This window comes from Fibrobacter intestinalis (assembly GCF_900167415.1).
GTDB lineage: Bacteria > Fibrobacterota > Fibrobacteria > Fibrobacterales > Fibrobacteraceae > Hallerella > Hallerella intestinalis.
The window spans coordinates 1-14,334 of sequence record NZ_FUWU01000043.1; the positions used below are offsets into that span (position 1 = coordinate 1).

Below are 14,334 nucleotides of genomic sequence, written 5' to 3' on the forward strand. Positions count from 1 at the left end.
CATGAGACGGATCGGCTTGTTTGGCGCACCCATCTTTTCGTCGAACAATTTGGAAAACTCGGTCTCGAACTTGTTCCAGTCAATCTTGTTCGCGAGAACGTAGAGGGGGTGCTTGTGGTTCAACTGTTCCTCAAGGGAGCAGAAAAGGCTTGTCTGGGCGTGGGATTTTGGCGGTCTGTACATGAAAAAAAATGCAAGGTTTTCAGTCATATTTTAGAAAACCTTGCAATAATTTCACAGGGTAGAAATCAATTTTTCCCAATAGTTATGCGGGCTGGGCGGGATTTTAAGGGAGGACTAATTAAGCAAAACAACATTACAGCAAACATAATAGTTGCAATAATTCTTCGAGGTAAGTTCGAACTCTTTTTTACCTCATTTTCTCTGGGTATCAATTTTTCAAAATCCAAAGACACCCGATATCGAATATTGACAAAATCCTTTATATAAAAACGTTTCATATACTATTTCCGTCCATTTCTCGCCTTTTTTTCATCCACATATTCATCCAGTGCTTTCATGTATCCCGCAGTAATGATACTTGCGGGCAAGGCAATAATTGCAATGCCAAATACGGACGATACCATTGAAACAGCCTTCCCGATGGGAGTTACTGGATATAAATCACCATATCCAACCGTTGTCAACGATACCGTCGCCCAATAAACGGCATCAAAGAATGTATTAAACGTATCTGGCTCAACATTAAACACCAGCAATGCAGAAATCAATATATAGAAGCCTGCAAAAGAAGCAACAACAATTATTTTTGCCACAGATCCGATGATTTTTAAAGTCTTTGAATAACGAAACGCTTTTATTAAATTCAATAATTTTAAAAGGCGTAATGTCCGAACCATTCGAATTATCCTCAACAATTTGAAATAATTGCCAAGAATGGTGAACGCAGGCAATATCGTTAGCAAATCAATTATTGCTGTTAGGGTAAAAGGGTATTTTATAAACGTAAAAAAAGATTTGTTTTTTTTGTCTATAATCGGCAGTTATCCATCGACAAAGATAATCAATAGCAAAAATTATTGCCGCACAAATGTCGGTAACATCAAAAACAGGATACTCTTCCTTAAAACCTAAAGGAAGCAAACTCACGACAACAACCGCTATCATAAATACATCATAAAAAAGGCTAAATTTATCCCCGTTTTTCGCCTGTTCAATAACTTCAAATAACCGACGTCTTATATTTTTCATAGATACAAGCATTACATCCCAAATATATACCCAATAATGAATTTTAGTGAAAAAATTTATTCAATCGTAATGAGCATTTTAATCATTGGTTACGCGCACCGCCTTGTCCCTCAAAGAGGCCAATCTTCATCAATACAATTTTCAGAGATTCAAATTGGGCGTTTCGGCAAATGCTTTGCCGTCGCTCCCTAGCATTATCGCCGGGCGAATCTCGCCAAATGAAATTTCATTCGCCCAGCGTCCGTTCAGCCAAATTAAAATTTGTCCGAACCCTTCCGGGCGTCGGTCGCTAACGCATTTTTCACACCTACCGCAAAAGATTCCCGCCGGCATAGCCCTAGGATACTAGCAGCGCGTAGCACGCGTTGACGGTTCTGACACTGGCGTTCGATCCCTACTGGCTGCCCGTAAACGGGCTATAGTTTACCCATCATGGTCAACTGTTCCCCAAACAATCTTCATCCAGCTGATGCTTGATATAGTTCGCTATCTTGGCCGCATTTTTGCCTGCCGTGTCAACATAGTAGCCGCGACACCAAAATTCCCTGTTCCTGTATTTGAACTTCAACTCGGGAAAGCGTTCGTACAACTGCAGGCTGCTTTTTCCCTTCAAGAAGCCCACCACGCTGGACACGGCATACTTGGGCGGGATTTCCAGCCGTCTCTCTCCGTAAAACACCTTCCGCCTGAATTTTGGCGCGAACACTATGTGGCATTTGCAGTTCCAGCTCGTATGAGCCATTGTTTTTATATTTTCCATATAATCCTCTAGCTGTGTTGTGATGCAGAGTACAGACCGCATCGTAAAATTAGCTGGAGGATTTTTCATCACCGCCAAAAGGCTTCCTTGGAACCACCAGCCTAGCTGGTGGTTTTCGGTTTATACAAAAACAGCCCGGCGTCGCCGGGCTTCAAAGTCAAAAGAAGAAATTACTTCGCAGTGGAATCCGCTATTGCCGTGGCAGATGAATCAATCACTTGCAGGGTCGCAGAAGAATCCGCGCCAAGAGCGACTGTTGTATCCAAGGTCGCAGCCGGAGCTTCTACCATGGCAGCCTTTGCCGGTTCCGATTTCGGTGTCGGCGTCCCAAAGAAGTTCAACTTTGCCAGCGCAAACATCATCACATAGACCAGAATCAAACCGATAATGCCGAGCAGGATGCCCGATTTCGCCATGCCATTCGTATCCACAAATCCCGTAGCATGAGCAAGAGCGTTAGGCGGCGTGGAAATCGGCATGCTCATGCCCAGCGAGCTTGCAAAAGCGACAGCTACGAGCAGAGCCGTCACGCCGCCGAGAGGCGCCAAATTATCCGCACAGTTCACACCGACCACAATCAGAATCGGAACGAGCAGTGCCGCAGTCGCCGAATGGCTCATAAAGTTCGCCATAAAGAGGCAGATAATGCCGCAACCGACCAAAAGCGGGAACGCCGGCCAAGTATCAAACGGAATCGCACCAATCAAGTGGGCAGCAAGTCCCGTCTTTTGAAGCCCGACTCCCAGAGCAAAGCCACCGGCAACAAGCCAAAGAACATCCCAACTCATGGCGTTCAAATCTTTCTTGGTGATGACGCCCGTCAAAGCAAATACAGCAATCGGAATCATCGCGATGGAATAGTCGTTAATCCCGTGAATGCCTTTACCGAGCAGCCAAAGGACAACGCAAAGAGCAAAAGTCGCATAGACGATCAAGGCTTTCGGGCTCTTGTCAAAGCCGTCAGCGCCTTCGATATTCAAGTCCATTCTTTTGGCAGAAATCGGGTAGATTTTCAGGATAATCACCCATGCGATAAGCATCATAATAATGACGTAAGGAACGCCGAAAGCCATCCACTGTCCAAAGGAGACGCTGTACCCCGCTTCGTTCAACGCACCAAGTGCAATCGTATTCGGAGGAGTTCCAATCGGAGTGCCCATACCGCCGATGTTTGCACCAACCGGAATCGCCAGTGCGAATGCCGCTTTACCTTTGTCCTTGTCGTCAAAGAGTTTGAGCACCGGAGCCAAAATAGCAAGCATCATCGCAGCGGTCGCCGTGTTGCTCATGAACATCGAGAAAAGCGCCGTAATCATCATCAAACCGATGAGGACAAATTTCGGATTGTGCCCGAATGGTTTTAAAAGAACGCGCGCCAAATTCAAGTCCATCTTGTATTTTGTAGCGGCTGCGGCAAGGAAGAAGCCGCCAAGGAACAGCATGATTGTCTGGTCCGACCAGGTGTTCATGATATCCTTGTATTTCATCGGTTCGACGCCTTCGACACGGAAAGGCAAGAAAGCCGAATTGGAAACCGTCAGAATCATCAGCACGATGACCAAAGTCGATGTCGTCCAAATGGGGAACGGTTGCAGAATCCAGTAGAGAGCGGCCATTACAAAAATGGCTATCACGCGAATTTCAATGGGGTTGAGGGTGTTGGGGCCGTCAATTCCCAAAGATTCGTAAGGAATAAAGAGGGCAGCAACCGCAAGGATTGTTGCAATGATGAATTTGATGAATTTTGCCTTAGTCATGCATTTGTCCATGGTTGGAATAGGGTCACTCGACTCTATTAAATGTCGGAGCCAAATCTAGCTATTTTAAAATGGACTGTCCATATTCCCGCACAGCGGAATGAAAAATTAGGCGATGGAACCGATACGATCTAGGCGGATAAGAGGCATCCCCGCTTCCCGGGATTCCTCCAAAGGAATGGAAAAATCGGCTTCCCAATCATTTACGTCCTCTTCATCTTGCAAAATCTGTTGGATTTTCAATGCACTTGGCGTCCAAACTACAATGGAGTGCTTAACGGAACGCCCTTCGGCGTCCAAGCGGAAATTGCCATGTTCCGAATGAAATTCTAACAACAGCTCTTCAAGTCGATTCTCCGTCCAAGGAATGTTTTCGCCGTCGGCAACAACCTGCCCTTCAGATAAATCTTCGGAAAGAAGTTCTAAAACCCCATCTATGTTGCGGTTTCGCAATTGCGAAAGGAATGCAAAAATTCGAGCGCGAGCATTTGCCACAAATTTTTTCTTGTCCAGCGTAACATCCTTGGACGCTTCATCGGCATGGAAAGCCTTTTCCTCTTTCATTTCTTCGGCGATAAATTCCGGATTTTTCAATCGTTCCCATTCTTCTAAAAGGCTGGAATCCGTGCGGCGAATCAATTCATCCAAGTAATTCTGGATTTCCAAAATTTCTTCGGTTTTAAACGAATCGGGAACGGTTTGCGCCAAAACTTTATAAACGTAATTGATGTGCCGGAGCAGCAGAGCTTCCATTCGAGCCAATCCGTATTTTTTCACATAGCCGCTGAACGTATCAAAATTTTCAATCATTTCACGTACAATGGATTTGGGTTCCACATTTAAATCGCCAACCCAAGGATGTTCTTCGGCAAATGCGTTAAAAGTCGTATAGATAAAATCTCGCAGCGGTTTCGGGTATTCGACTTTGTCCAGTTCTTCTTGAATTTTATTGTATTCGGCGTGTTCCGCTTTGAGTTCTGCGTAACGAGCGTCCCTCGCTTTTTTCAGCTGCACCCGTAAAATAGGTTCTGGATTTTCGACGATGGATTCGACCAAAGAAACAACGTCAAGAGCGAAGTCCGGACTTTCGGGAGACAGTTGGGGCAGCGTGTCCAGCAAATACAACGACAGCGGCTCGTTCATCGCAAAATCGTTTTGCAAATCCAAATTCACTTGGACGTGAGCCATTCCCTGTTGCGGGTTGGGAAGAAATTCGACGATATTTTTTTCAACGAGCGATCGGAACAATTGAAACGCCCGATGCATCAATTCTTTTTTGCGCTTGGCTGTTTCATGGCAGTCTCGAATCAATTTGCGCATGGCAGAGCAACCGTCCGTTTTACGGGAAAGTACGTTGATGAGCATTCCGTGCGAAACTTCGAATCGAGAGGTCAGCGGTTCGGGAGGGGATTCAATCAAACGCCGATAAGTACTTTCGTCCCAAGGAACAAATCCCCGTTCGGGAGGTTTCCGTTTGACAAATTTCTTTCCGGTTTGAGAAGACTTTGCTGCCAATTTGGCATTTTCAATCACGTGTGCGGGAGCCTGTGCGACAACAAAGCCAATATCATCAAATCCTTTGCGGCCCGCTCGACCAGCAATCTGATGAAAATCTCTAGCGGCGAGAATCGCCGTTTTGTCGCCCGAATATTTGCAAAGCTGAGTAAAAAGAACGGTTCGAATCGGAACATTGACGCCGACGCCCAGCGTATCCGTGCCGCAGATGACTTTGAGCAATCCCTTTTGAGACAGCTTTTCGACAAGAATCCGGTATTTAGGCAAGAGCCCTGCGTGGTGCAAACCAATTCCCACTTTTAAAAAGCGTTTGAACTCTGGCCCGTAGGGACTTGAAAAACGGAAATGGTCGATTTCCTTGGCGATTGCCGCTTTCTCTTCTTTGGAACACAAATTAAGGCTCGTCAGGTTTTGCGCATTTTCTGCCGCAGACGCCTGCGTAAAATGCACAATATAAACAGGCGCCTTGCCGGAATTTACAAGTCCTTGAACCGTCGTAGAAATTTCATTCATTGAATAGGAAAAGTCCAAAGGAACCGGGCGCGTTTTTCCCGTTACCGTTACGCAGGGCTTTCCGTTCAAACGAGAAATAGCCTGTTCAAAAAAATCGGTTTTGCCAATTGTCGCGGACATCAACAAAAATCGCGTTTTGGGAAGAGTCAAAAGAGGAACTTGCCAAGCGACTCCGCGTTCCCTGTCCGAATAATAGTGAAATTCGTCCATCACGACATCTTGAATGTCTAACAATTCTCCCTCACCAAGTGCCCGATTCTCCAGGATTTCCGCAGTGCAGCAGAGAATGGGGGCCCCCATGTTGACGGTAGCGTCTCCGGTGGAAAGTCCTACATTTTCCGGTCCGAATTCTTTGCAAAGAGCCATCCATTTTTCATTGACCAGAGCTTTAATAGGGCAGGTGTAAGCGGATCGTCGTCCGTAGGCTAGGCTTATAAAATGCAGAGCTTCTGCAACGAGAGACTTGCCGCTTCCTGTCGGCGTATTTAAAATAACATTCTTGCCATCGAATAATTCCAGAATGGCGTTTTCTTGAGATTCGTACAAATAAATTTTTGCTTCTTCTGCCCAGGTGAGAAATCGTCCGAGCAAATCTTCAGAAGAGAGTTGTTCATCTTTTTGAGGGAGATAATATCGCAGAGTTTTTGACATTGCTTATAAAATAAAAAATGACATCTCTAAAAATTGCTTTGGCGCAGAAAAGGAAGAGCTATCCTCCCAATACTTCTCACCCCCTAACCACTGGCCATCGAGCACAAAGCACTTTTACCGATTTTTAAAATGAATTTTTAGAAGAGACAAAAAAAGACTGCAAATAAATGCAGCCTTTCAAAACGTTACGGTAAAGATGAAGAGGAATTATTCTCGTTGAATTAGAACTGGCGAGGAGGACGCGGTTCTTTCGGGCGAGCTTCATTGACTCGAAGCGCGCGACCGTTCGCTTCTTTGCCGTTCAGCTGTTCGATAGCTTTTTCGGCAACGGCATCATCTTCGATTTCTACAAAACCGAATCCTTTGCTGCGACCTGTATCGCGATCCATAACAATCTTTGCGCTTTTAACTTCACCAAATTCTTCGAAGAGTTTTTGAAGGTCGGCGTTGCGGAACGCAAAGGGAAGATTTCCAACATAAATGTTTTTCATAATGTATCCAGGCTGTTAAGTAAGCCTATTTTAAATAGTAGCACAATTTTAAAACGTTCAGTGGCGGTCCGGGGAAAATAAATGGCAATTTTCGCATCGATTTTTAGACGACATTGGATGAACAAATCGGTTTTCCGGATCCGGGCAAGGCTCCGTAGAACCATCAGGAAGGATCCAAAGTTCTTTGCCGGGAAATGGGCATTTTGCTCTGGACATCGCCGATTTGGGATATAAAAAAGTCCCCTCTACCACTAATGAAGAATTTTGAAATTCTTTACGGTTCAAAAAATCTTCAGGGGAAATCGCTTCCTTTTTTTGCAAATCGTTTGCTGTAGAAAGGAAAACCGCTCGATTCAGTTTAACCCGATCCACGCCCAGTTCTTCGGCCATTTCCAATACGTTCATCACTTCTTGACGATTTGTTTTGCAAACCGCCATTTGCAGAGAAATCCTAGAAAGCCTTTCAACAGATTGAGACATTTTTTGTCGAATTTCCAAAAGTTTTTCTAAATTACTTCGATAAGAATCCACATTGATGCCTGGACAAAGACTGTCTAGTGTTTGTTGTTCCGTTCCCCAGCAACTGATTTTAATGTCGCTGGAAATCGGCAAAAGTTCCTGCGCCCATAGACGGACGCCCTTCCGGGGAAAGGTTCCGTTTGTTGTCAAGTTGAGTTTCAAATGCAATTTTTGAATCAACCTTTCCAGTTTTTCAAAAGAGGAATAAAGCAGAGGCTCCCCCATCGTACTGGGAATGACTTCTCGAATTCCTTGTGCGGCATATTGGCGAATGGCGCGTTCAGCGATTTCCCAAGGCATTTCCCCTTTACCGTAAGGTGTTCCCTGTTGGCGCAAAAAACAGAGAGTACATTGCAGGTTGCACACGTCGGGATTTGTCAAAAGGGTGATTCGCAGCATTCAAATCCTTGCATTTGTCGTGGAGAGCATAAAAAAATTCCCGGATGAACGGGAATTTTTTGTTAGAAGGTGAAAAAATCACCACACGCCAAGAACAGTAATATCCATAGTAATGGAAGAACCTGCACTCTTCGGAGAGTGCGGCAAAATCACATAGAATCCCTTTCCGGTGGTTTCATCGTATTCCGGCGTCAAGACGATGTAGGAAGAAGTCAATTCAAAATCGTCCGCCACGACACCAGGAGTTCCTTTGTAACCGAAGTCGCTCATTTTCTTCGGATAATCCACGTAGTCGGCTCCGCTCTTGGTTTCTGGAACGATTTGCGAATAGCCCGCATTGATCAAGTTGCCATTTGTGTAGAGTACGGGATCACTACCAGACTTGCCCAAATACAAATCTAAGGTGGCAGCGTTCTCGTCTCGTTGCTGCTGGAAAATCAGGGTCTTGGAATCCAGATCCACGGCGTTATGTATGGTGGCAGAGGTGGAAAGCGTAATCTCCCAGACAGATAATTCCGGATCGAAAATTTCTGCCGCACTGGAACTGCTTTCTTCCACAACGCATTGTTTACTGAAAGGAATCGTGTCAATGGCGACAAAATCCTGCGAATCATTATGGCCATAAGCAATTACATAGGCAAACAGACTCCCACAATCCGAGAAAGAAGTTAAATCGAGAGCAGGCTTTAATGAATTAAGAGAAATTTGCTGAACCGGAGCGGTCAATTGAGAGAAAGAAAATGAAGAAGAAATCTGGATGTTCTCGGAATTGGCCAATTGGAATTCAATAGAATCGATGAAAGCCGCGGTGTCGATTTCGATAGCTGTCGAAATGACCCCTGTAAAGATAATGGATGTCGCCCCACTTGGCGAAGCGGCCATAGCTTGAAATTTTACTAAAGAATCTCCGCTTGTTTCAGGAAGTTCGACAGCCGCGGCGCTGCTGCTTGAATTTTCTGCCGGATCCGAACCGGACGAAGAATCGCTGCTACAGGCAACGAAGCCCAAAGATGCGACACAGGCGAACGCCGTCAAAGTTTTTTTCAAATTCATATCAAATCCTCTTTGAAATGTTTTTAGAGAAAATACACAATTTTTATGCCAAACGCACCATTTGTCCGTACGATTTTTCCTATTCTGCGAAAAAAGCCGGCACAAAAGCCGACTTTTCTTTCGAGAATTTTTGTTTTTAACGGTTATTTGATCAGGAGCATGGAATCGTCCCAAGATTCGTGTTTTTCGAACCCAAGAAGATTTGCAGTCGTTGCCGCCAAGTTGGAAAGTCCCCAGGAACCATCTTTCAAGGAAAGACGCCCGCCGGTCACGTTGTCGTACAAAATGCAGGGAACCGGATTCAATGTGTGAGAGGTTTTCGCCTTAATGGAACCGTCCTTGTTCGTTTTTGGAAGCCCGGTTTTCTTGTCCACATCGTACATTTCGTCGGCATTGCCGTGATCCGCCGTGATAATAGCGACGCCGCCCATAGCATCAATAACGGGAAGCAGACGGGCAAGTCCCAAATCAACGGCTTCGACAGCCATCGTTGCCGCTCGCAGACTTCCTGTGTGACCAACCATATCTCCGTTCGGGAAATTGCAGCGGAGAGTATTGTATTTTCCGCTCTTTACCGCTTCGATCATCGCATCGGTAATTTCTGCGGACTTCATCCAGGGGCGCTGCTCAAACGGAACAACGTCGGAAGGAATTTCCAAATAGGATTCACCGTCAAATTTATTGGAGCGGTTGCCGTTCCAGAAATAAGTGACGTGCCCATATTTTTGCGTTTCGGAACAAGCAAACTGCTTGAACCCCGCTTTGCTAAACCATTCGCCACTCGTATTTTCAATGGCTGGAGGCGGAACCAAAAAACGGTTCGGCAGCTTTAAATCGCCGTCATATTGCAACATTCCGGCATAGGTGACTTTCGGAAAACGAACTCTGTCAAATTCCACAAAGTGTTCTTCTTCAAAAGCGCGAGTGATTTCAATAGCGCGATCGCCGCGGAAGTTGAAGAAGACAACGGAATCGCCATCTTGAATGGTTCCCACCGGAGTTCCATCTTTGGCAATGACAAAGGGCGGAAGATCCTGGTCGATAGCTTTCGTTTCAGCACGGAGCGTATTGATAGCTTCGGTCGTGCAGGCAAAGTAACGCCCTTCACCCAGAACGTGAGTTTTCCAGCCGAGTTCCACCATTTTCCAGTTCGCGTTGTAGCGATCCATCGTGATTTTCATACGTCCACCACCCGAAGCGATGCAGACATCAAATTCCGAAGAACGCAATTCACTTAAGAATTTTTCAAATGGTTCCACATAATCCAAAGCCGATGTTTCGGGCACGTCTCTGCCGTCAAGCAGAACATGGACGCGAACCTTCTTTACGCTTTCTTTTTTGGCTTCGGCGATCATCGCTTGCAAATGTTCGATATTGCTATGCACATTGCCGTCGCTGAAAAGTCCAATAAAATGAAGCGTGCTGTTTTTCGCACGGACGTTTTCTGTGATTTCTTTCCAAGCGTCGCGCTTGAACATTTCACCCGTCTGGATGGATTTGGCGACGAGCGCGGCACCCTGTTCGTAAACTTGGCCGGCACCAATAGCATTGTGTCCAACTTCGGAATTTCCCATGTCCGCGTCACTGGGCATTCCAACGGCGGTACCGTGCGCTTTCAAAAGGACATGGCTGTATTTTTGCATCAACGCGTCCAAAAATGGTTTGCGAGCTTGGGCTACAGCGTTTCCTTCTTCCTTGGGGCTATATCCCACACCGTCCATCACGATGGTGACAATGGGGCCTTGGATTCCATTAAAGCCAGAAAGTTTCTTGAGCATTTTTATCTCCTCATTTGATTCAAATAAAATCTAAAAATTTTAACCTCTTTCGCGGATGATATCGCGCAAACGGGCGGCCTCTTCAAAGTCGAGTCGAGCGGCAGCTGCTTTCATTTTGGCTTCCAGTTCTTCAATGGTCGCATCTATATCGGGATCGGCGGCTTCGGGGACTGCTGGGGAAATCTTTCCGCGTTTATTTTTCTTTCCCTTGTTCATAATGTCGCCAAGAGGATTGGGCATTTCCAAATCATCGTCCAATTTGCGGCTGACCGATTTTGGAGTGATCCCATGCTCCCGGTTAAACTCTTCCTGCAATGTACGACGACGTTGCGTTTCGGCAAGAGCCTTTTCCAAACTCTCCGTCATCATATCGGCAAAGAGAATCACTGTGCCGTTCACGTTGCGGCTTGCTCGCCCCATCGTTTGAATCAAGCTGCGGTAATTTCGCAAAAATCCTTCTTTGTCCGCGTCCAGAATAGCGACCAGCGAAACCTCGGGCAAGTCCAGTCCTTCGCGAAGAAGATTGATTCCGACAAGGACGTCAAAATCCCCTTTTCGCAAACCTTGCAGCAATTTATGCCTTTCCAAAGTTTTAATGTCGCTGTGCAAATAGCGGGCTTTGACATTCACCGAAGTGAGAAAGTCCGTCAAATCTTGCGCCATTTTTTTAGTCAGCGTAGTCACCAGCGTGCGTTCATTGCGAGCGGTAACTTCCGAAATGCGTTTTAAAAGAACATCCATTTGCCCTTGAACAGGGTAAAGCTCGGTTTTAGGATCCAGCAGTCCTGTCGGTCGGTTAATTTGTTCGACAATAGCCCCACCCGTTTTTTGCAATTCATATTCTCCAGGAGTCGCACTTACAAAGAGGACTTTGTTTGGATACGCCGCTTCAAATTCCATAAAATTCATCGGTCGATTATCCAAAGCGCACGGCAAACGGAAACCATATTGTACCAGGTTCGTTTTTCGCGCCTTGTCGCCTTCGGACATTCCACCGATTTGCGGAACGCTGACATGGCTTTCATCAATCATCAAAAGCCAATCGTCGCCAAAATAATCCAGCAGCGTGAAAGGTCGAGTTCCTGGCATTCGTTCTTCCACAATTCGAGAATAATTTTCAATGCCCGAGCAGATTCCAGTCGCCCGAATCATTTCCATGTCATAATGCGTGCGGCTTTCCAGGCGAGCTCTTGCCAAGACCCGGGAATCGGCTTCGGACGTATTTCCTGATTTGCGGAATGCGGCCTCTTCTTTTGTCAATTCGTCGAGCCGTTCATTCAATTCCAGTTGAATATCTTGAGCAATTCGCTCTCTGGAATCTTCCCGCGTCACAAAATGCTTTGCAGGCGCAATCCGAATGTCTTGCAGTTCGCCTTTGGATTCGCCCGTCACCAAATCAAAGCGGCAAATCCTGTCGATTTCGTCGCCAAAAAGTTCAATGCGGATTCCCACATCGTCGTAGCTTGGATAAATTTCAATGACATCGCCTCGAACTCGAAAAGTCCCCCGATCTAGAGCAAAATCATTCCGTTGGTATTGAATGTGAACGAGTCGCATCAAAATCAAATCGCGCTCCATCGTCTGCCCAACTTGGAGGCGAACCATTAAATCGAAATATTCCCGTGGGCTTCCCAAACCATAAATGCAACTGACCGAAGCGACGATAATCGTATCGCGGCGAGTCAAAAGATTGGAAGTGGCACGCAATCGCAGTTTATCGATTTCATCGTTGATCGAAGCGTCTTTTTCGATATAGGTGTCCGTGTGGACAATATAGGCTTCTGGCTGATAGTAATCATAGTAGCTGACAAAATATTCCACCGCATTGTTCGGAAAGAACGCTTTGAATTCTTGATAGAGCTGAGCGGCCAAAGTTTTGTTGTGCGTGAGAACCAGAGTCGGTTTTCCGACATTCTTGATGACATTCGCCATTGTGAATGTTTTCCCGGATCCGGTTACTCCCAAAAGGCATTGGAATCGTTCTCCTCGGTCAAAATTTTCGGTCAGTTCCTGGATGGCTGCGGGCTGGTCGCCTGCGGCACCGTATGCGCTGTGCAAATCGAAAACCGCTCGGGTCGGTTCCAAAAATTGAGGGAGTTTCCCTGGAATGCTTTGTTCAGGAGAAAGCTTTTTTAAAAACGGTTTTTGATAAGGATCAGGACGAATGGATTTACGCGATCGAGCCATGAGTCCCAAAATAGAAAAAGAAGGCTAGCACCACGACTAAAAAAACAAAAAGGCATCCCCTCGGTATCTATACGCTCGAAGCTACTTCTTTGCAAAAATAGCCCTCCTTCCTTTTCAGTTTTTCAGGGTCATAGACCGGGCATAAACATCCAAGAAAGAGTTCGGAGCTGTTTGAATCATGTTAGATCGGGCATAACAACCGAAGGATGCCTCTTTTAATATACTCTGGAAAATAATTTGCCGCAATATCCCTATGTCTTTTTATTTCAAAAGATTTGTCATGGGTTTGTCATATTGTTAAATTCCGCCAATTTATCGTCCAACATAGAAGCCAAGACGCCAGCGATTTTTTGAGATTCTATATATAGATTTTTGTATTTGGCGTGTCGCTGCCGCATATCAAAGAGTTCGGACGTGATTTCCAGCGCCATCAAAAGGAGCGGTTTTCGAAAATTTGTGCAGGAATCTGCCCCCGCAAATGCCTGCATTTTATTTGTCACATAATCGACAATCGCAGAGAGTTCCGCATCGGTAAGGTCGGTCTGAATTTGAAACCGGTCTTTCCCGATTTCAATGTGAGTTACATGCAGGGGTGCGCCTTGAGAATCCGTTGTCATTTTAATCTCTCATTCCGATGCCAAACGAGTCGGTGGCTGCGAACCACCTTAAGCGAAAAAATCCGTCTGCGCAGACTCCTTGGCAGGCTCTTCCTGCTCGCCGTTTTCAGGTTCGACGCTCTGATTTTCTTCGTCCTGAGCTTGTACGGGGATTTCCGTTCCAAGTTCGTTTTCGATAGTGGACAGCAAATTCTGGAATTTTTCTTGGGCGTTCTGGATTTCTTCGCCCTGTTCGCCGATAATTTTTTCCATTTCAGCCAATTTTTCTTCTTTTTCGGCAAGGGCGACTTTCAGGGATTCCAACTCGGCGTCCCGTTCCGCAAGGGTGCTTTGGAGAGACTCGGCTGCGGTCTTTTTCGATTCAAGCTCTGCGGCTTGACTTTCCAATTCTCCGTTCTTGTTGGAAAGTTCTTCTTGAAGTTCTTCTATTCGGCGCGCTTTTTCATTAACGTCCGCTTGCAATGCTTGATTGCTGTTAGTGGATTCCTCGATCATTTTATCGGCGTTTGCCTTTTCGTTTTTCAAACGGCGCATCGCCTCGAGCATGGATTGAATTTTTTGAGAAAGGGTATCCAAATTTTCCAGATTCATATTTTAAAAACTCCTTGTGGTCTATTTAAAATATATAAAGTTTTGCTGTAGGGGAACGAAAAAGCTTTTTGCTTTTGACCTTCTATAAAAGTTGTCAGTGGTTAGTTGTTGGTGGTTGGCGAGCTTTGACAATCGGTCCCTGAACCTGCCGAAGGGCAGGGACCGATAACCGAACCAAAGCTATTTTTAGAGATGCTCTAAAGTGAATTTGCGCTTTCCCCATCGCTTTTCATATCGTTTAATAACTATATTTGCGCCAAAATGTTTTTGTGCCCTGAAAAGCCTTTTGCA

The 14,334-nt window shown here is 45.7% G+C and carries 11 protein-coding genes and 2 pseudogenes; all 13 read right to left on the reverse strand.

The features are described 5' to 3' along the window. Positions 1 to 183: pseudogene (locus B5D40_RS15365) on the reverse strand (IS5/IS1182 family transposase); the annotation flags it as partial. Positions 184 to 464: 281 nt separating this feature from the next. Beyond that, positions 465 to 926, reverse strand: coding sequence for a potassium channel family protein (locus tag B5D40_RS15970; RefSeq protein WP_198951047.1), 462 nt, complete (start codon positions 924 to 926; stop codon positions 465 to 467). Position 927: 1 nt separating this feature from the next. After that, a complete protein-coding gene (locus B5D40_RS15975) occupies positions 928 to 1,224 on the reverse strand; it encodes a hypothetical protein (RefSeq protein WP_198951048.1) in 297 nt (98 codons plus the stop codon). Between the two features lie 424 nt (positions 1,225 to 1,648). After that, a complete protein-coding gene (gene tnpA / locus B5D40_RS11010; protein ID WP_078776958.1) occupies positions 1,649 to 1,972 on the reverse strand; it encodes an IS200/IS605 family transposase in 324 nt (107 codons plus the stop codon). Between the two features lie 170 nt (positions 1,973 to 2,142). Continuing rightward, complete coding sequence (locus B5D40_RS11015; protein ID WP_078776959.1) at positions 2,143 to 3,729, reverse strand: SLC13 family permease; 1,587 nt, start codon at positions 3,727 to 3,729, stop codon at positions 2,143 to 2,145. A 108-nt stretch (positions 3,730 to 3,837) separates the two neighbouring features. Then, a complete protein-coding gene (locus B5D40_RS11020; protein WP_078776941.1) occupies positions 3,838 to 6,408 on the reverse strand; it encodes a DEAD/DEAH box helicase in 2,571 nt (856 codons plus the stop codon). Between the two features lie 230 nt (positions 6,409 to 6,638). Further along, positions 6,639 to 6,902, reverse strand: a pseudogene (locus B5D40_RS11025) (RNA recognition motif domain-containing protein); the annotation flags it as partial. Between the two features lie 54 nt (positions 6,903 to 6,956). Continuing rightward, positions 6,957 to 7,817 (reverse strand): radical SAM protein, encoded by an 861-nt coding sequence (locus B5D40_RS11030; RefSeq protein ID WP_078776943.1) that lies wholly within the window; start codon positions 7,815 to 7,817, stop codon positions 6,957 to 6,959. 78 nt (positions 7,818 to 7,895) lie between these two features. Next, a complete protein-coding gene (locus B5D40_RS11035; RefSeq protein WP_078776944.1) occupies positions 7,896 to 8,870 on the reverse strand; it encodes a hypothetical protein in 975 nt (324 codons plus the stop codon). A gap of 143 nt (positions 8,871 to 9,013) precedes the next feature. After that, a complete protein-coding gene (gene gpmI, locus B5D40_RS11040; RefSeq protein WP_078776945.1) occupies positions 9,014 to 10,648 on the reverse strand; it encodes a 2,3-bisphosphoglycerate-independent phosphoglycerate mutase in 1,635 nt (544 codons plus the stop codon). A gap of 39 nt (positions 10,649 to 10,687) precedes the next feature. After that, the gene (uvrB, locus tag B5D40_RS11045; protein ID WP_078776946.1) at positions 10,688 to 12,835 is read right to left on the reverse strand and encodes an excinuclease ABC subunit UvrB; all 2,148 of its coding nucleotides are present in this window, start codon (positions 12,833 to 12,835) and stop codon (positions 10,688 to 10,690) included. A gap of 278 nt (positions 12,836 to 13,113) precedes the next feature. After that, on the reverse strand, positions 13,114 to 13,452 hold the full coding sequence (locus tag B5D40_RS11050; RefSeq protein WP_073305988.1) for a cell division protein ZapA: 339 nt from the start codon (positions 13,450 to 13,452) through the stop codon (positions 13,114 to 13,116). 48 nt (positions 13,453 to 13,500) lie between these two features. Then, positions 13,501 to 14,043, reverse strand: a complete 543-nt coding sequence (locus tag B5D40_RS11055; RefSeq protein WP_078776947.1) for a hypothetical protein — start codon at positions 14,041 to 14,043, stop codon at positions 13,501 to 13,503. Positions 14,044 to 14,334 lie beyond the last annotated feature (291 nt).